An 18555-nucleotide genomic window follows, 5' to 3' on the forward strand; every position below is an offset into this window, starting at 1 on the left:
TTTGTCATGAAACCCAAAACGCGCATCAAAAAATGACACGAGGGGCATGTGCGAATCACGCCGCGGGAGCGGGGGCGGGATCGGGTTTCACCGTCTTGGGTTTGGCGGGCGATCGGTAGAGCCAGAGGCCGGCGATGAGAAGCAGGACGATGGACGCCCACGCGAGCACGTTGTTGACCGCGCCGACAAACGGGGCGCTCGTTGTCACCTGCCCGGTTCCGAGCGGCACCACGGTGCCGTCTTTCACGACGAGCTGCGTGCCCTCGGCGGCGCTCAAATTGTGCACGGTGATGACTTTCCCGAGCGTCTCGGTCCTCGTGGTGGTGGTGCCGTCGGGTGCCACGATCACGGTTGTGCGGGTGGTGGCTGGTTGCAGCGAAAACGCCATGGCGGCGATTTTCCAGACCAGCGAAACCGAGGCCACGGCGAGGCAGAGAATGGCGATGAACTTTTTCATAAATGTTTTCAGATTGATTTTGGACGAGGGCGACTCGTCGCGCACCCGATCAAACCGGTGTCAGGCGCTCCGGGCTCCAACATGCGCATAAAAAGACGGACTGCACGAAAAATATCGGAGGAGACGCGCACGCATCCTACAACAACCGCCCTTGTGAAAACCTCAATTCCGCGCGAGTGCCGCGCCCGCCATCCTTGCGATTTGCGATTGTCGCGCCGCCGCCGTGCAAGTGCGCGATTTCACGCACCAGACTGAGGCCCAGCCCCGTGCTCTTCACACCCGAGCGCGGACGCGCAAGCGAATAGAATTTTTCGAACAATCGCCCCTCCGCGTAATCAGGAATGCCGCTGCCGTTGTCCTCAACGATTGCGACTATCTCGCGCGTTTGGGCATCCGTTTCCACGCGCAACACCACACGGCCGCCCGCCGGCGTGAACTCGATCGCATTTTGCAACAGGTTGCCAATCGCCTGCGCGAGCAGGGCACGATCGCCTTTCATCGGCGCGGGCGCGGGCGCGTCAAGCAAAAGCTCCACCCCGCCGGCCTGCGCCGCGGGTTGAAACACGGCGAATGTCTCGCGCGCAACCGATGCCAGGTCGAGCGCGACCATTTTGGCGTGAGCCTTGCGCGCCTCGAGCGACGCGAGTTGCAGGAGTTGGTCCACGATGCGCTGGATGCGTCCGGCCTCGGTGTTGATGTTGCCGATGAAACGCGCGCGCTCCGCCTCGGGCGGATTTTCGCCCAGGATTTCCGCCGCGCCGCGGATGGCGGAAAGCGGCGATTTGATTTCGTGCGTGAGCGTTTGCACGTAGCGCTCGACGTAGGCTTTGCCTTCGATCGCGGCGCGCATTTCCTCGAACGCCTTCCGGAGTTCGCGCACTTCGCGGCCCTCAAAACTGGCGAGTTTCGGCACTTTTGCGGAGCGGCCATCGCGCACGGCTCGCGCATATTGGGTGAGGCGCGTGATCGGCGCCGTCACCCACATCGAAAACGCGATGCCGAGCAGCAAAATCATGCCGCCGCCCGCCAGCCCGGCAAGAACCACGCGTTTGCGGGCGGCGCTCACCAGTTCATTAATGCTGTCGGCGGGCTTGCCGAGCGACACAACGCCGATGAGCCGCGAGCCGTCCCGAGACCGGATGGGCGCGGCCATGTAGAGCATGAGCGAATGCGGATCGCCCTTCACCTCGTGCGTGGCGCGCGCGCCGTATTCGCCGCGCAGGGTCAGAATCACGTCGCGCCATTCGTTGCGGTAGCTTTTCCCCTCGTCGCGCCCCTCGCGCGAATCGTAGAGCACGATGCCGTCGGCGTCGGTCACGTAAACGCGGGCGTTCACTTGCGTCTTGTTGAGCGAATAAATCAGCGCGTTGAACCGGCGCCGAAACGCGCCGTCGAACATCGTTTTTATTTTCGCGGGATCAAGCGTGTCGTCCCTCGTTTCGCTTTCAATGACGGACGCGAGTATGTTGACGCTGTCCACAAGCGCCTCCTCCATCGACTCAAGATAACGCGGCGCAAGCTCCGAAAGGTTGCGGTTGATCAGATAATAAAACCCGCCTCCCACAACGAGCAGATACGCAAGGAGAATGTAGGTGCGGATCGTCATGACGCCGTCATACCCTCAACGAATACCCCATGCCGCGATGCGTCTGGATCGGATCGATTTCAGGCGCGGCCGCGCGCAATTTTGCGCGCAGGGTTTTGATGTGCGCATCAACCGTGCGGTCGAGACTCGCGCCGGGGTCTTCCCACGCGCGTGTCATGAGTTCGTCGCGCGAAAACACGCGCCCCGGACGCGCGAGCAGTGTTTTGAGCAAACGATATTCGTAGCGAGTCAGGTCGAGTCGCGCGCCGTTGTAACGGATTTCGCAACGCTCGCTGTCGTGCGCAAAACCGGTTTCACGCCGTTCGGCCTGCTGGAACGGCGCCGCGCTTGATGACGGCGTCGATGAAACCGGCGCGGGCGCCGCCATGTTTGCGCGCCGCAAAATGGCCTTCACGCGCGCGCTCACTTCGCGCGGACTGAACGGCTTGGTGACATAATCGTCGCCGCCGATTTCGAGCCCCACGATGCGATCAACCTCCGAGCTGCGCGCCGTCAAAAACAGCACCGGCATTCGCGGCGAACGCAGCCGGATGATTTTGCAAAGTTCAAACCCGTTCGCATCCGGCAGCCCCACGTCGAGAATCACGAGGGCAAACATTCGGGAGCCGAGCTCCTCAAGCGCCTCGCTTCCCGTTGCGCGCCACACCGGCTCGAAGCCCTCCGTGCGCAACGCATACACAAGCGTGTCGGCGATGGCCGGCTCGTCCTCGACAATCAAAATATTGGCGGGAGGCTGCATGTTTCTTGCAATGGGGCTGTCGCAAAAAACGCGGGAATCATCGGCCCCCGCGTTTCTCGCGCCTCGCGCGGTTATATTTTTGCCTCCTCGCTCAAGCGCGCCACAACCGCGGGCAGCAGCGCGTGCTCCGCGGCGTGCACCCTGGCCTCCAGCGACTCAAGCGTATCCGTTTTTTCAATACGCACAGCCGCCTGGTCAATGATCGGGCCGCCATCGACCTCCGCGGTCACGTAATGAACCGTGCAGCCGGTGATCCTCACCCCGCGCCGCCATGCCTGCCCGATGCCGTCGAGCCCGGGAAAACTCGGCAGCAGGCTCGGATGCAGGTTGATAATCCTGTTCGCGAACGCGTCGATAAACCGCGGCTTCAAAATGCGCATGAACCCCGCGAGCACGATCAAGTCGGGCTCGCATGCGTTGATGGCCTCAATGTAACGGGCCTCGCCCTCATCGTCGAATTTCGTCTTGAACGGACCGGGGTCTAAAAATGAGGCGGGCACTCCGTATTTGGCTCCATGCGCGAGAATGCCCGCGTCCGGCTTGTCCGAAAAAATCCGCACGACTTCGGCGCGGCCGAGCTGCTTTTGTTGCAGGGCGTTGAGAATGGCCTCGGCATTGCTGCCCCGGCCCGAACCTAAAATGACGACTCGCATGTTGCCGCGCAGTGAAACAGATGCCGCGCGGGCGACAAAGCGTTTTTTATTAAATCGCTCCCACGCCGTCGAAGCGGAGCACGACGCGTGATTCGCGGCGCGTGGCTTCGCGGTCGAGAGTGAATCGCGCCTCCCAGTCGTTTTGCTCGTCGGTGTCGGCGAGCACTTGCGCAATGCTCGCGCCGTCGTCGTCGAAATACGTGTGCTTCGCGGCGCGGCCCTCGGGATCGAGACGGAAGCGTCCGCGCGCGTCGAAATACGGGGCGAATTGCCGCTCGATGAAACGCGCTTGTGAAGGTGGCACAGACATTCCTGTCTGTGCGGTTTGGAAAGTTTGCGCGAGGGTTGTTTCGCCGTCGGCACAGGCGGGAATGTCCGCGCCGCCTTGCCATGCCATTCGTTCCGCCGCCGCCTCGTAATCGCGCGCGGCCACGTCCTGCAAAAAGCCCAGTATCGTCGCACGCGCCAAACGCCGCAGCGCGGCCGCGTCTCTCGTGATGTCGTAGTTCGACGGGCGCGCGGGTTTGCCGTCCTTGTCAGCCGCGTCCGCGATCGCGAAATTCGGATCGCGCATCTTTTCCCATTCCTCAAGCAGACTGCTGTCGATGCCGCGGATCAGCTCATGAAAATACGTTTCCATTTCGCGGACTTCCTCGGTCTTGGCAGAGTCGGGCACGGTTTGCGCGAGCACTTTATACACTTGTGAAAGGTGCCGCAGCAGCAGGCCCTCGCTGCGCTCGATGCCGTATTCGCGCACGTATTCGGCGAACGACTGGTAGCGCTCATACATCTCGCGCGCGATGGACTTGGGGCGCACGTTTTCGTTTTCCACCCACGGGTGCGCGGCGGCGAAGGCGTTGAATGTGTCGTATAAAAATTCGCGCAACGGCTTCGGGTATTCGAGTTCGTCGAGTTTCGCCATGCGCTCGTCGTAGGGGATGTCGGCGGCCTTCATGCGCGCGAGCTCGTCGGTTTTTATCCGGTCGAGCTGGCGGCGCAAAATGATCTCCGGATTCTCCACGATGCTTTCGCAGAGCGTGAGCACGTCGAACGCGTAGTCGGGCGATTCGCGGTCGAGCAGCGGCAGCGTGTCGAGCAGGTAGAGCGAGAGCGGCTGGTGCAGCGAAAAATCGTCCTGCAAATCGACGTTCACGCGCAGTTTTTTTCCATTCGCGGGGCGCGCCTCCCTCGGAATCCACTCGATGATTTTGCGCTCGAGCAGCGCGCGAAACAACTGCCACGCGCGGCGGCGGTGCGCTTTTTTGCGCACGTCGGGCTCGTGCGAATCGGCGATAAGCTTGCGCATCACGCGGCAGCCGTCGGCGTCGCGACTGAGGACGTGCAACAGCATGCCGTGCGAAACGGCGAAGCGCGATTGCAGGCCCTCGGGCGGCGCGGTCATGAGTTTTTCAAACGTCCCGGCGTCCCAGCCCGGCGTGCCCTCGGGCGCTTTTTGCTTCGGCGCGTTTTTCTTTTTGCCGCTGGATTTCGCCGCTTTTTCGGCAGCGATTTTGTTGGCGATCACATGCTCGGGCGCCTGCACGATCACGTGGCCGGTGTCGTCGAAACCCTTGCGCCCGGCGCGGCCCGCGATCTGGCGGAAATCGCGCACGTTGAGGATGGCGGCTTTTTGCCCGTCGTATTTCCAGAGCTTGGTGAACAGGACCGTGCGGATGGGCACGTTGATGCCGACGCCGAGCGTGTCGGTGCCGCAGATGAGTTTTAGCAGGCCGCGTTGCGCGAGCTGCTCGACGAGGATGCGGTAGCGCGGCAGCAGGCCCGCGTGGTGCACGCCTATGCCGGCGCGCAGCCAGCGTTTCATGTCGCGCCCGTAGGGGCTGTTGAAGCGGACGTTTTCAAGCGCGGCGGCGAGCGCGGCCTTTTCATCGCGCGTGCAAATGTTGGCGAGGCTCGTCAGGTCCTGCGCGGCCTCGGATGCCTCGCGCTGCGTAAAATGCACGAGGTAAACCGGCGCGCGTTTCAGCGCGAGCAGATCGGCGACACGCTCGGTGAGCGGTGTTTCGGAATACTCGAATTGCAACGGCACCGGCCGGCTGTCGCTGCGAACCGTGACCGCCGGCGCGCCCGTGAGTTTCACCAGCGCGCGCTCGACCGCCTCGGTGTTGCCGAGCGTCGCCGACATGAGCAGGAAACGCGCGCGCGGCATCAGGAGCAGCGGCGTTTGCCAGGCGACGCCGCGCTCGTTGTCCGAGTAATAATGAAACTCGTCCATGATCACGGCGGCGACCGACTCCGCGCGTTCGCCGCCGGCGAGCGCGATGTTGGCGAGGATTTCCGCGGTGCAGCAGAGCACGGGCGCGGACGGGTTCACACTCGCGTCGCCCGTCATCATGCCGACGTTTTCGGGGCCGAAGTCGCGGCAGAGCGCGAGGAATTTTTCGTTCACGAGCGCCTTGATCGGGCAGGTGTAAACCGAGCGGCGCGGCGCGGCGGGTGTGTGCGCGCAGAGCTCCTTGAAGTGCAGCGCGGCGGCGACGAGCGACTTGCCGGAGCCGGTGGGCGTGGCGAGGATGACGTTGTTGCCGGCGAACAATTCCAGAATCGCCTCCTCCTGCTCCGGGTAAAGCGTCATGCCGCGCGCGGACATGGCGTCGAGAAACCGCTCCATGACGGCGTCGTTGGAGCTGTGCGGCGGAAGTGGCGTGAGCGGTGCGTTTGACAAAACGAGAAAAACAAAGACGCCGCGCGCCGCCGCGCGCAACGCCGCGTTTCACGCAACGGATGCCACGAGGGGCGCCGCGTGTTCTTGCGACGCCCCTGCGCGACGAGATGACCTCACTTGCCCTTGCCGAGCAGGTAGGCCGGGTTGAGTTTGTGCAGCGACTTGGGAACGAACATGCCGTCCTTGCGGATCAACTTGCCGTCGAACCAAATCTCGCCGCCGCCGTATTCGGGGCGCTGCATGCACACCATGTCCCAGTGAACTTGGGACTTGTTGCCATTGCCGCAGTCCTCGTAGGCATTGCCCGGCGTGAAGTGGAACGAACCCGCGATTTTCTCGTCGAAAAGAATGTCGCTCATCGGGTTCAGAATGTGCGGATTGAAGCCGAGCGCAAACTCGCCGATGTAACGCGCGCCCGCGTCGCTATTGAGAATTTCGTTCAGGCGCTTGGTGTTGGTCGATGTGGCCTCGACGATTTTGCCCTTGCTGAAAACAAGGCGCACCTTGTCGAACGAACAGCCGAGGTAAACCGTGGGCACGTTGTATTGGATGACGCCCTCGACGCTGTCCTTGACCGGGCACGAATACACTTCGCCGTCGGGGATGTTGCGCAGACCGCCGCATGGAACCGCGCCAATGCCCTTGATCGAAAACTTCAAGTCGGTGCCGGGGCCTTTGATGTGCACGCGATCGGTGTTTGTCATGAGTTTCACGAGCGCGTTCATGCCCGGAATCATGCGCGCATAGTCAAGCGTGCAGACGCGGAAATAAAAATCCTCGAACGCCTCGGTGCTCATGCCCGCCTGTTGCGCCATCGCGGAGGTGGGCCAGCGGAGCACGACCCATTTGGTGTTGTTCACGCGATGCTGGAGCACGGGACGCATGAGCCGGGCGACCAGTTGCGCGCGCTCGGGGCGCACATCGGAGGCCTCGAAAATATTGTCGGAACCGCGCAGCGCGATGTAGGCGTCCATTTTTTTCATGCGCGCGAGCTCGACCTCGGCGTGCGCGGCATACTGGGATTCCTCGGCGCCGAGCGTGAGCTCGCGCGTGATGCGGGCGCGGTTGATATTAACGTAGGGATGCGCGCCCCTGGCCTTCGCCGCGCGGATGAGCTCGATCACCATTCCGTCGGGAATATCGAAGGCGTCGATGAGCACCCGCTCGCCCTTCTTGAGCGAGCAGGAGAAATTAATAAGACCTTGGGCGAGTTTTGTGAAGCGAGGATCGGTAAGCATTGTGTGGAAATTATATCAGCGACGGAACGAACCCGCGCAAGAGGGAAACTCGCAGGCGCGCCCGGCATTGTCGCGACACGGAGCGGAGCGCCCCCGTCGAAAAAAAACGCGACCCCGTTGCCGGAGTCGCGTGAGATGTTTCAAAGAAATGCGTTGGTTTTGCTTATTTCTTGAGGCTGGCGCGAACGGCGTCGAGTTGTCCTGCGCTGCCGAGGAGCTCGTTGCGGCTGGCGATGAACTTCGCGTATTCCTCGATGTAAACCTTGCCGGGGGCGCGGAAGTCGAAATCAGCCGGCTTGTCGCGGAAGAATTCGCGGTGAACGCGCGTCCAGACGAGGCGTCCGTCGGTGTCGATGTTGATCTTGGTGACGCCGAGTTTCGCGGCGGGCAGGTATTCGTTCACGTTGACACCGGCGCTGTCCTTGATCTGGCCGCCGGCGGCGTTGATGCGCGCGACCTCGTCCTGCGGGACGGACGAGGAGCCGTGCATGACGAGCGGGAAGTTGGGGAGGAGTGCCTTGATTTTTTCGAGCACATCGAAGTGGAGCGATTGTTTGCCCTTGAACTTGAAGGCGCCGTGCGAGGTGCCGATGGCGCAGGCGAGCGAGTCACAGCCGGTGAGCTCGACGAATTTCTTGGCTTCCTCGGGATCGGTGAGCGTGGCCGCGCCGTCCTCGACCTTCACGTCCTCCTCGACGCCTCCGAGCATGCCGAGCTCGGCCTCGACGGAGATGCCCTTCTTGTGGGCGGCCTCGACGACGCGCTTGGTGATCTCGACGTTTTTCTCGAACGGATCGTGCGAGGCGTCGATCATGACGGAGCTGTAGAAGCCGGAGTTGATGCAATCGTAGCAGGTTTCCTCGTCACCGTGGTCGAGGTGAACGGCGAAGATGGCGTCCGGGAAAATGGTGTCGGCGGAACGGATCATGCCCTCAAGCATGAGCTTGTCGGTGTATTTGCGCGCACCCTTGGAAATCTGGATGATGAAAGGCGCCTTCGAGGCCATGCAGCCTTTGAACAGACCCATGGTCTGCTCGGCGTTATTGATATTGTAGGCGCCGATGGCGTATTTGCCGTAGGCGTGTTTGAAGAGTTCTGCGGTTGTAACGATCATGATGAGTGCGTTGGTGGTTTTGATTTGGCCGAAGCCTGTTTAACTTGACGAAGTTTTAGAAGTTAATCGTCGAAACAAACGCGACAAGGGTTTTTTTACGCCCAACCACTTCTTGGCACATCCCCCCGCGCCAGAATGGCAAAAGCATTGCGGCTTAACACAGTCCACCGGGGACGCGCCTCAGTAACGACTCGATCACGCCAACTCCAAACCGGGCTCGATGGCGAGGGTTGGGATTGCAACGGGCTTCGCGCCGGGGTCGGCCCAGGCGGCGAAAGCGATCATTGAGGCGTTGTCGCCGGTGTGGCGCGGCTCGGCCATGAGAAACGGAATGCGGTGCTTTTTTGCGATGCCCTCGAACGCGCCGCGGAGCGTTTTGTTGTTTGCCACGCCCCCGGACAGGCCGATGCTCGCATAGCGGTCGGCGGTGGAGGCGCGGTTTTGCGCAAGGGCGTTGGTGGTCTTGCGCACGAGCGCGTCGATCACCGCCTGCTGGTAACTCGCGCACAGGTCGGGCATGCGCGCGGTGATTATGTCGGGCGCCATTTTTTCGAGCGTGTAGCGGAGCGCGGTTTTCAGGCCCGAAAAACTAAAGTCGAGATCGCTGCGCGGTCCGATGCCGCGTGGAAAATCAAAGGCGTCAACCTTGCCTTCGGCGGCGAGTTTTTCGACGAGCGGGCCGCCGGGATAACCGAGGCCGAGGAGTTTTGCGCCCTTGTCGAGCGCCTCGCCCGCGGCGTCGTCGCGCGTGGTCGAGATGACTTTGACGCGCCGATCGCGGTCGATGCGGAAGAGAATCGTATTGCCGCCCGAGACGATCAGTCCGAGGTGCGGCAGCAGCGCGGCGAAATTTTCATCGAACTTTTCCGGGGCCGACGCGTGCAGCGCGATGAAGGGCGAAAACGCATGTCCGCGCAGATGGTTGATTCCGACGAGGGGAACGCCGAGCGCGAGCGCGAGCGATTTTGCCGCGGCGACACCGATGGCAAGGCATCCGGCGAGTCCCGGCCCGTGCGTGACGGCGATTTGCGCGACGCCCGAAAAACCGTCCGACGCATCACGCGCGCGTTCGAGCAGCGGCGCGATGGTGCGCAGGTGTTCGCGCGTGGCGAGGTCGGGCACGACGCCGCCGTAGCGTCCGTGGAGCGCGATTTGCGAATGCACCCATTCATGCGCGATGCCGCGCGCCGGGTCAAATAGCGCGGCGGCGGTTTCATCGCAGGATGTTTCGATGGCAAGAATCATGGTGGCGGTTGCGCTCCAAGGCCAAACATTCCGCCTTCGCCGGTCAATGTCGCAAAATAGAAATGCTTTGCCGCAAAAGGCTGTTTGCCGCGCGCGTTTGCGCCAGCAGCATCGACGTCCGTTGCCTCCCTTCCCCGCCCTTTTTTGTTTTCCGCAAAATAACAAACCTCAAACCACACACACATTCATGCAATCGATCAGATGCAAGATGCCCGCCCTGAAAAAATTAACGCGCGCGTTTGCCGCATTCGCCCTGCTCGCCGCGATGGCCGGGACCGCCGCCGCCTCGCAACTCCACACGCTCGCAAATGACAAGCTCCAGGTGTCGATCACCGGCAGGGGCGAACTCGCCAGCCTCAAGAATCTCGCGACCGGGCAGAACTACGCCGGCGGCGGGCATTTGTGGCGCCTCTATTACGACACGCCGAAATACAAGGAGCTGCAGGTGACGGCGGACTCGCAGGCGCCCAAGGTTTCGCGGAAGGACGGCGTCATAACAATCAGCTACGACAAGCTGGTTCTCGACGGACGCGCGCTGAACATGCAGGTGCGCTTCGACATCTGGCTCGAGGACGACTTTGTGCGCTTCTCCTCGGAAGTGAAAAACAACGAGCCGCACACCGTCATCCGCGAGCTGCACTACCCGCTCGTCGCAAACATGCCGCTGCCAAAAGACCACAAGCTGCTCATAACCGACACCGGCGGCCAGGTCTTCAACGACGTGCGCCGGGAGATCATGCGAAGGGGCAACACCGCCGCCCCATACCGCAGCCCCGCGCAGTATTTCCGGCAATGGGACGTCAGGTATCCCGCCCGTTTCGTGACCACCTGCGCGTCGAATTGCTTCGCGTTTTTCAGCGACTCGCAGGGTCTTTATTTCGGAAGCCACGACCCTTCGTTTCAGGACACTTGGCACGGCTTGCGCCTTTATCCCGACAAGGCGGGCGCGTTCACGCAACTCGAGGCCGGCTTCTACAAATACCCGCAATGCGTCAACGGCCAGACATGGAAGTGCGACGCAAACGTCATCGGCCCCTACTCGGGCACATGGCACCAGACCTCGAAACTCTACCGCCGCTGGGCCGACACCTGGTGGGAGCACCGCGATCCGCCCGCGTGGGTCAAGCGCATGAAAAGCTGGCAGCGGATAATCCTGCGCCATCAATACGGCGAACAGTTTTTCAAATACACCGACCTTCCGGGCCGCATCAAAAGCGTGGGCGAAAGCGTGGGCGCCGACGCCGTGTTTGCCTTCGGCTGGTGGGAAACCGGCATGGACAACGGCAACCCGCACTACGACGCCGACCCCGCGCAGGGCGGCGACGCGGGTTGGAAAAAAGCAATCGCCGACTACAAAAAGGACGGCGGCCGGTTGCTGCTCTATTTCAACGGCAAGCTCATCGACCGCGAAAGCGAGTTCTACAAAAACGGCCCCGGAAAGGAAATCTGCTACAAGGACAACACCGGCGCGGAACTCACCGAGCAATATCGCTTCACGGGCATGGCCACGTTTCTGGGCAACTACAACGCGCGCACCTTTGTGGTTGCCGACACACGCGACCCGCGCTGGCAGAAAATGCTCCTCGAATGGGCGGCCCGCGCTTACAACTACGGCGCCGACAGCGTCTTCTACGACCAGCTCGGCTACGTCGAGCGCACGACCAACTGGGACATCAGCGGCGAGTTCCCGATCCCCCACCACCGCGTGCTCGCCGACAAGGCCGCCGTGCTAAAAAAGATACGCGCGCAAAACATGAAAAAGGACCCGCAGTTCGCCCTGGGCACCGAATGGCTCACCGACGCCACCGCGCAATATTGCGACTACATACACATCTACACAACGACGGCGGGCCCGAACAGCTTCATCGACTGGTTCCGTTACACATTCCCCGAAGTCATCGTCTCCGACCGCGAAATCCGCGACGACACCGACATCGAGCGCCGCGTCAACAACACCGTCCTGAAAGGACTGGTCAACGACATCGAAATCTACCGCTGCCGCGACCTCATCGACAAAACGCCCACCTACCAAGCCTACCTTGCAAAAATCAACGAAATCAAGGAACGCTACATCGACCTGATCGTGGCCGGCACCTATCGCGACACCGAAGGCTTCACGAACTCCAACCCGCAAGTCGAGGCCCGCGCCTACACCAACGGCAACGGCATGGCGGTGGTGGTGACGCAAACCGTCGAAGCTCCGCAAACCACCGCGATCACCGTCCCCGGCTACAAATACAAGGAATCCAGAACAGCCAACGGCGCCACCGTCTCGAAGGACGGCGGCAAAGTCTCGCTCGGCCAGCACGCCCTCGCCGTGCTCGTTTACGAAAAAACCAAGTAGGGGCGCACCTCGCGTGCGCCCTCGCGCCCGCCCGCTTTGTGAAACCGTCCGCAAACACACACTCGCCCACGAGGGCGCACGCAAGGTGCGCCCCTACGCCGACGGATTTTCCCGTCGCGCGCATCTCCGCCAACGGCGTCCACGCCGAAATCTGCCTGCCGGATTCCGACGCGGGCTACTACCGCGGCACGCGCTTCGACTGGGCGGGCGTGATTCGCGACCTGCGCTGGCGCGGACACCGCTACTTCGACGAATGGTTTCCCGCGCACGACCCGTTGTGTCACGACGGCATCTGCGGCCCGGTCGATGAGTTCACGCAAACCGGCTACGAGGACGCCGCCGAGGGAGACGAGTTCCTGAAAATCGGCGTGGGCGCGTTGCGCAAAACCACCGACGCCCCCTACGACCGTTTCCAAACCTACCCGATCTCAAACAAAGGCAAACGGCAAACCGGCATAAGCGCCGACCGCGTGGATTTCCAGCACACGCTAACCAGCGGCGACCTCGCCTACGACTACCGAAAAACGCTGCAACTCACCACCGACAAACCCGGCTTGCGACTGGAATACGCACTCAAAAACACGGGCGCGAAACCGCTGGAGGGACAAGTTTACAACCACAACTTTTTCACCATCGACGGCATGACCACGGGCCCGGACACCGAGATCCGCCTCCCCTTCCGCCCCGAAGGCGACTGGCGCGAGGCGTATGACAGCGTGGCGCTGACCGACACCGGCATAAATTTTTCGCGCGAACTAAACGCCGGCGAAAAAGTTTTCATGGGCAACCTCCACGGTCACGATCCCGCGCAAACCGGCTACGCCTTCGAACTGCACAACCGCAAATCGGGCGCTGGAGTGCGCGCCAAGGGCAGCGGACACCTCTCGCACATCGTCTTCTGGGCCTGCCCCGCAACCGCCTGCATCGAGCCCTACACCACACGCCAAGTCCACCCCGGCCAAACCGCACGATGGACAATCGAGTATGAATTTTTCGAGCGCTAATCGCGGCGTCGCCACGTCGCAAAAACTAAGCCCCCGCCACTCGCGCGGCGGGGACTTTGGCATGATCGTATCTTTCCAAAAAACCGGCGGCGCCGGTTAATTGATTTCGATTTTGCGAGGCTTGAGCGCCTCGGCTTTCGGAAGCGTGACGGTCAACACGCCGTCGGCAAACTCGGCATGGATTTTTTCCACGTCGATCCGGCCCTCGTGCTGGAACGAAAGCGCAAACGCCTCGTCGCCGGTTTCGCGATGGAGCGTGGTCCACTCCTTCGGGCTTTTCCACGCGCGTTCGCCGCGAATGCCCAACACCCCGTTTTCATCGGTGATGGAGAGGTCATTCTTGGCAACGCCCGGCAGGAACGCCTTCAGCGTCCACGATGTGTCGTTGGCGACAATGTCGTAGCGGGGCCGCACTCCGGCGGTCGTGTTGTGGTTCGCGGACTCGGCGCGATTTGCAGCCGGGAATATGGATTTGATGAGTGACATGATGTGTTTTCCTTTCTGTTTGAAATGCGGGTTAATGTTCATTCGCGGTCAGTTGACGGAGATTGTCAGCTTGCGCGGTTTCGCCTGCTCCTGTTTTGGAAGCGTGATCGTGAGGATGCCGTTCTCGCTCGCGGCGCTGATTTTGTCGGCCTGCGTGTTCTCGGGGAGAAGGACGCTGCGCTTGAGCGTGACGGTTTGCGAATTGTCGCCGTCGCCCGTCCTGCGCGCCGCGGAAATCTCCAGCGAGCCATCAACCACCTCGACCGTGATGTCGCCGCGGGCGATGCCGGGAAGCTCGGCGCGGACATAGCTGTTGTCCTTGTCCTCGTAGATATCGAGAGGGAAGAATTCGCCGTTGCAGGAGTTGCCCTTGCCACCCCAGAACAAGCCGAACAAATCCTCGAATTGTGTATCGAAATCACCCGCCATCCTGCGCGCCAGTTCGGTGCCGAACGCGGAGGCCGGGCGGAGTGTGCAAGGATATGCGTAACGTGTCATTTTCATGGTTGTTGCCTTTCTGTTTTTGGTTGTTGGTGAAAAGTTGTTCATGTGATGAATGGCCCCGTGGCCGTGATGCCTCCTTGTTAAGCTGAAACGGTGCCGAATGTGCGAAACGCGCAACACGCGCACTTTCAAAGACTTGATTTTCGAGCGCTGGGACACCTGTGAAAAGTTGTCCGCCCGGATGTCACACGCATCGGGAAATTTCGGCACGCCCCGCGCTTTTCCTTTTGCGGCGGCGACGGCGGGCGTGCAAAAATCCGCCAACAACAATGAGCGCGAAACTTGCCTTCACATGCGGAGACCCGGCGGGCGTCGGCCCGGAAATCATAGCGGCATGGCTTGCCGCGCATCCAGCGCGGGCGCGCGATGTCGCCGTGATCGGCCCCGCGCAATGGCTGCGCGCCCTGCCCTCGCACACACCCGCCGCGAAGGATGCGACGCTCGTAAGCGCGGACTCCGGACAATTCGAAATGACGCCGGGCCGCCCATCCGTGGAAGGCGCGCGCATCGCGCTCGCCGCCATGGAGCGCGCCGCCGAGGGTGTGCGAAATGGCGAGTTCTCAGGCGTCGTCACCGGCCCCGTCAGCAAAAGCTGGCTGCAAAAAGCGGGCTACCCGTTTCCCGGGCAGACGGAGTTTTTCGCGGCGCGCTGGGGCGGTGTTCCGACGATGGCGTTTTGCGGAGGTCGGCTGCGCGTTGTGTTGCTGACATGGCACATCCCGCTGCGCGAAGTGCCGGAACATTTAACGCCGGGGGAAATCTCGCGCGCCGTGCGCGCCGCGGACGAACTCGCGCGCGCCGACGGCATCGCCGCGCCGCGCATCGGCGTGTGCGGCCTCAACCCGCACGCGGGCGAAGGCGGCATGCTCGGCGTCGAGGAACGCGACACAATCGACCCGTTGCTCGACACACTGCGCGCCGGCGGTTGCCCGAAACTCTCGCGCTGCGAACCGAGCGACACGATTTTCGGACGCGCATTGCGCGGCGAATTCGACGTGATCGTCGCCCTCTACCACGACCAGGGGCTCGCCCCGTTGAAAACAATCGACTTCGACGAGGCGGTGAACGTCACCCTCGGCCTGCCGCACGTGCGCACCAGCCCCGACCATGGCACCGCCTTCGGCATCGCGGGCAAAGGCGAGGCAAACCCGAGAAGTTTCACCAACGCCGTGACCGTCGCACAACGGTTGATCGCGCTGCGGGCAGGATGATTTAAAAACGAGCACGGCACCAAGGGCGCCGCACAACGTGGCCCGAGGGTTGCGACGCGTGCGCAAGTAGGCGCAACTCTCGTCGCGCAGGGGCATCGCAAGCAGCGCGCGCAACCCATGAAATTTTCGCCCCAACAATTCTTGGATTGCCCGCGCAAACCTATCCATGCTCGCTTTCATCACCATGGACTTCTTTCAGGCTCAGGATAACGCGCGCAAGAAATCGGCGCGACTCGTGTTTTTCTACATCGCGGCGGTAATCGCGATCATCGCCACGATTTATTTCGCCATAGTATTAGGCATGCGCCTGCTCATCTCGGAGAGCAACAATCCCGATTTGTATTTTCCAATCTGGCAGCCGGAAGTATTTATTGGCACCGCGGGCATCACCATCGCCGTGATCGGGCTCGGCAGCCTTTTTAAAACGCTGTCGCTGCGCTCGGGCGGGGGCGTCGTCGCGCGCTCGCTGGGCGGGCAGCTTGTCTCGCCAAACACAAGCGATCCGCAACGCCGCCGGCTCGTCAACATCGTCGAGGAAATGTCCATCGCCGCCGGCGTGCGCATGCCTGAAGTTTACGTGCTGCCGGAGGAGGGCATCAACGCGTTTGCCGCCGGCTACTCGCCGGACGACGCCGCGGTGGCCGTCACGCAAGGCGCGCTCGACTCGCTCTCTCGCGACGAATTGCAGGGAGTGGTCGCGCACGAGTTCAGCCACATCCTCAACGGCGACATGAGGCTCAACATCCGCCTGATCGGATTGCTCTTCGGCATCCTGCTCCTGACGATCATCGGGCGCGTCATTGTGCGAATCGGTTTCTCGTCGGGGGGACGCTCGTCAAAAAACAAAAGCGGCGGCGTGGTCGTGATGGCGTTGCTCGGCCTCGCGCTCATCATCATCGGTTACATCGGCGTGATTTTCGGGCGTCTGATTCAGGCGGCGGTTTCGCGCCAGCGGGAATTTCTGGCCGACGCGTCCGCCGTCCAGTTCACACGCAATCCGGACGGCATCGCGGGAGCCCTGAAAAAAATCGGCGCCGCGACGTCGGGCTCGCGCATCGAAAGTCCGCACGCCACCGAGACCAGCCACATGTATTTTGCGAGCGCGCTGCGCTCATCGTTCGGCGGCGCCTTTGCCACGCACCCGCCGCTCGACGCGCGCATCAAGGCCATTGATCCTTCGTTCGACGGAAACTTCAAAGCGGCAAAAAAAACATCCATCGCAACCGAGGCGGCGCAAACTCGCGCCAGCGCAAACGCATCGCACCCGCCGCGCGTTCCCGGCATGCCCCCGCCATTGCCCTCGGCAGTCGGCGCGGCGGCGTTTTTGGCGGCAATCGCCTCCGCCGAGGCTCCCGACGCGCAAAAAGGCGCGGAAATACTGGCGGCGATCCCGGAGGATTTCCGCGAGGCCGCGCGCGATCCCGAACGCGCGCGCGCAGTGCTACTGGCGACGTTGTATGACAAGACCAACGCCGAGGCCGCCGCCAAGCAGGACGCCGCGATCGCGCGCGCGCTGAGCACGACGGAACGCGTGGCATTCATTGACCTGGTGGCGCGCATCGAAACCGTTCCCTCGTGGACGCGCATCGCACTCGGCGACCTTGCGCTCTCGGCGATCCGCCACGTGGACGCACGCCTGATCAACGCCACGATCGACGCGGTGGACGCCTTCATCGAAGCCGACGGCGAGGTGAGCCTGCACGAATACGCCCTGCGCAAGGTAATCCACCGCAACCTGCGCCCGCCCGGAAACCCCGGCGTGCTCATCAAAACGTGCGCGGCCGTCGCGGACGAAATCGCGCTCATATTGAGCGCGGCGGCGCGCGCCGGAAGCTCGGCGGAAGCTTCGCAACAACACGCATTTGAAACGGGCGCGTCCGCCATCCGCGAAACGCAACCGGACATCGCGCTCTCAATGGCAAGCGCAACCGGCATGAGCGCCAAAACCCTGACCCGCGCGCTCGACCGCCTCGACATCTGCACGCCCGCCGTAAAACGCACCGTGATCAACGCGCTCGTGCGAACCATCTCCGACGACGGAAAAATCGAGGTGGAAGAGCAAAACCTCCTCCGTGCCATCGCCGCCGCGCTGAACTGCCCGGCGCCAGTGCTGGTAGAGTGATGCGCACATTAATGATGAGCAAATGACAAAACTGCGTTTGTCAGAATATTAAGGAGCGTAAAATAACATCGGCATGAAAACACGGAATGGCCGCTTGCGCATCCCCAACGGGGATGAGTCCCTTAGCCCAGGGTTGGCGCGAGCTGCAAGCGCCTACCCTGGGTGTCATGAAAAAGAAAGCACAACCCTGAAGGGGTTGCATCCTCTGAAAACGCCCGCCGGCCAATCAGGCCACAACCCCGTTGGAGTTGTTTATTGTGTTTATCATTCCCAGAATAGTTCGCCGCGCTCGCAACCCTGGGCTAAGAGGCGGAAGCCCGTTGGGCTTCATTCGATGTCCCTTTATTTCGAAAAAATTGATAACACTGTTTTACACAAATGAGCATCGAGACAAAAACCCCCATTGATACTGCCGTGATCGTCCATGAGAAGCCGCCATCAGGAGCGTTCGATGAGATTCTATTTGGCCACGATCATGGGAATACACTTTGGGTGCTCTTTAGTGATAAAGATGGTATCCTTGAGTGGATAGGAAAATTTGCGTGTGGGTTTTCTTCATCAATGCGTGTCATTAAGCTTGTAGAGCCTGACCGTTTTTTAATCGTCGCTGGCGGAAATGCATATCTCATTGATGCGTCACGCAGAATGTTAATGAACCAATACTCAGGCATTTTCGGTGAAGAGATTGCATACGATCCAGAAAGGAATCATTTCATTGCGGCAGATGTTTGTTTACGCATCATTGAAAATGGCCAGGAAATTTGGACAAGTAAACGCATTGCCCTTGATGCTATCTACAACATGAAAATCGAAGGTCGCATACTTTCGGGCATGGCAGTCGTTGATTACAATGGTGACGAGAACAACGAGGAGCAGTTTGCGTTCAATCTTGATTCACGGGAGTTCATCTATGGCCCTGATTTGTCAGTGTGGGATACTCCATCTGCGCAAGCGAAGCCGAAACCGTGGTGGAAATTTTGGTGACTTTAACGGCGCCCGCACAGGCAGCCGCGCACGACGGCATGATAAACCGCGAGGAACAGGAAATCTTGCGCGCCATCGCCGCCGCATTAAACTGCCCCGAGCCGGTGCTGGTGGAATAGTGCGCAATCCCGAAGCGCAAAAGCAGCCCGCATCATTTTGAAACTT

16 protein-coding genes are annotated in these 18555 nt (G+C 61.3%); 6 read left to right on the plus strand and 10 right to left on the minus strand.

Features of this window, described 5'->3' with window-relative positions; translation table 11 throughout:
• Nucleotides 1-55: 55 nt before the first annotated feature.
• The 8 genes from M2447_RS05870 to tsaD all read right to left on the minus strand — a co-directional run bounded on the left by M2447_RS05870 (nt 56) and on the right by tsaD (nt 9735).
• Complete coding sequence (locus M2447_RS05870) at nt 56-457, minus strand: hypothetical protein (protein ID WP_277557797.1); 402 nt, start codon at nt 455-457, stop codon at nt 56-58.
• A 136-nt stretch (nt 458-593) separates the two neighbouring features.
• On the minus strand, nt 594-2063 hold the full coding sequence (gene creC, locus M2447_RS05875) for a two-component system sensor histidine kinase CreC (RefSeq protein ID WP_277557798.1): 1470 nt from the start codon (nt 2061-2063) through the stop codon (nt 594-596).
• A gap of 7 nt (nt 2064-2070) precedes the next feature.
• Nucleotides 2071-2802, minus strand: a complete 732-nt coding sequence (creB, locus tag M2447_RS05880; protein WP_277557799.1) for a two-component system response regulator CreB — start codon at nt 2800-2802, stop codon at nt 2071-2073.
• Nucleotides 2803-2873: 71 nt separating this feature from the next.
• The gene (gene purN / locus M2447_RS05885; RefSeq protein ID WP_277557800.1) at nt 2874-3455 is read right to left on the minus strand and encodes a phosphoribosylglycinamide formyltransferase; all 582 of its coding nucleotides are present in this window, start codon (nt 3453-3455) and stop codon (nt 2874-2876) included.
• 49 nt (nt 3456-3504) lie between these two features.
• Nucleotides 3505-6084: a DUF3516 domain-containing protein gene (locus M2447_RS05890; protein WP_343215377.1), complete on the minus strand. Its 2580-nt coding sequence runs from the start codon at nt 6082-6084 to the stop codon at nt 3505-3507.
• A 167-nt stretch (nt 6085-6251) separates the two neighbouring features.
• Nucleotides 6252-7376: an aminopeptidase gene (locus tag M2447_RS05895; RefSeq protein WP_108826100.1), complete on the minus strand. Its 1125-nt coding sequence runs from the start codon at nt 7374-7376 to the stop codon at nt 6252-6254.
• A 163-nt stretch (nt 7377-7539) separates the two neighbouring features.
• Nucleotides 7540-8490 (minus strand): ketose-bisphosphate aldolase, encoded by a 951-nt coding sequence (locus M2447_RS05900; protein ID WP_277508802.1) that lies wholly within the window; start codon nt 8488-8490, stop codon nt 7540-7542.
• A gap of 195 nt (nt 8491-8685) precedes the next feature.
• Entirely contained in the window at nt 8686-9735 is a 1050-nt protein-coding gene (gene tsaD / locus M2447_RS05905; RefSeq protein ID WP_277557802.1) for a tRNA (adenosine(37)-N6)-threonylcarbamoyltransferase complex transferase subunit TsaD, read from the minus strand.
• Between the two features lie 187 nt (nt 9736-9922).
• Here tsaD and M2447_RS05910 point away from each other — a divergent pair, with 187 nt between their 5' ends.
• The gene (locus M2447_RS05910; protein WP_277557803.1) at nt 9923-12079 is read left to right on the plus strand and encodes a DUF6259 domain-containing protein; all 2157 of its coding nucleotides are present in this window, start codon (nt 9923-9925) and stop codon (nt 12077-12079) included.
• A gap of 38 nt (nt 12080-12117) precedes the next feature.
• Entirely contained in the window at nt 12118-13083 is a 966-nt protein-coding gene (locus M2447_RS05915) for a hypothetical protein (protein ID WP_277557804.1), read from the plus strand.
• A gap of 96 nt (nt 13084-13179) precedes the next feature.
• Here the strand turns inward: M2447_RS05915 and M2447_RS05920 are convergent, their stop codons facing one another.
• Nucleotides 13180-13569, minus strand: coding sequence for an Hsp20/alpha crystallin family protein (locus tag M2447_RS05920; protein WP_277557805.1), 390 nt, complete (start codon nt 13567-13569; stop codon nt 13180-13182).
• A 48-nt stretch (nt 13570-13617) separates the two neighbouring features.
• Nucleotides 13618-14073, minus strand: coding sequence for an Hsp20/alpha crystallin family protein (locus M2447_RS05925; protein ID WP_277557806.1), 456 nt, complete (start codon nt 14071-14073; stop codon nt 13618-13620).
• 269 nt (nt 14074-14342) lie between these two features.
• Here M2447_RS05925 and pdxA point away from each other — a divergent pair, with 269 nt between their 5' ends.
• The 4 genes from pdxA to M2447_RS05945 all read left to right on the plus strand — a co-directional run bounded on the left by pdxA (nt 14343) and on the right by M2447_RS05945 (nt 18509).
• A complete protein-coding gene (gene pdxA / locus M2447_RS05930; protein WP_277557807.1) occupies nt 14343-15284 on the plus strand; it encodes a 4-hydroxythreonine-4-phosphate dehydrogenase PdxA in 942 nt (313 codons plus the stop codon).
• 166 nt (nt 15285-15450) lie between these two features.
• Nucleotides 15451-17406 (plus strand): M48 family metallopeptidase, encoded by a 1956-nt coding sequence (locus M2447_RS05935; protein ID WP_277557808.1) that lies wholly within the window; start codon nt 15451-15453, stop codon nt 17404-17406.
• A gap of 378 nt (nt 17407-17784) precedes the next feature.
• A complete protein-coding gene (locus tag M2447_RS05940; RefSeq protein WP_277557809.1) occupies nt 17785-18390 on the plus strand; it encodes a hypothetical protein in 606 nt (201 codons plus the stop codon).
• Nucleotides 18387-18509, plus strand: coding sequence for a hypothetical protein (locus tag M2447_RS05945; RefSeq protein WP_277557810.1), 123 nt, complete (start codon nt 18387-18389; stop codon nt 18507-18509). Before M2447_RS05940 ends, M2447_RS05945 begins: the two co-directional genes overlap by 4 nt.
• The last annotated feature ends 46 nt before the right edge of the window (nt 18510-18555 follow it).

The sequence above is a fragment of the Ereboglobus sp. PH5-10 genome (assembly GCF_029504735.1).
Taxonomy (GTDB): domain Bacteria; phylum Verrucomicrobiota; class Verrucomicrobiia; order Opitutales; family Opitutaceae; genus Ereboglobus.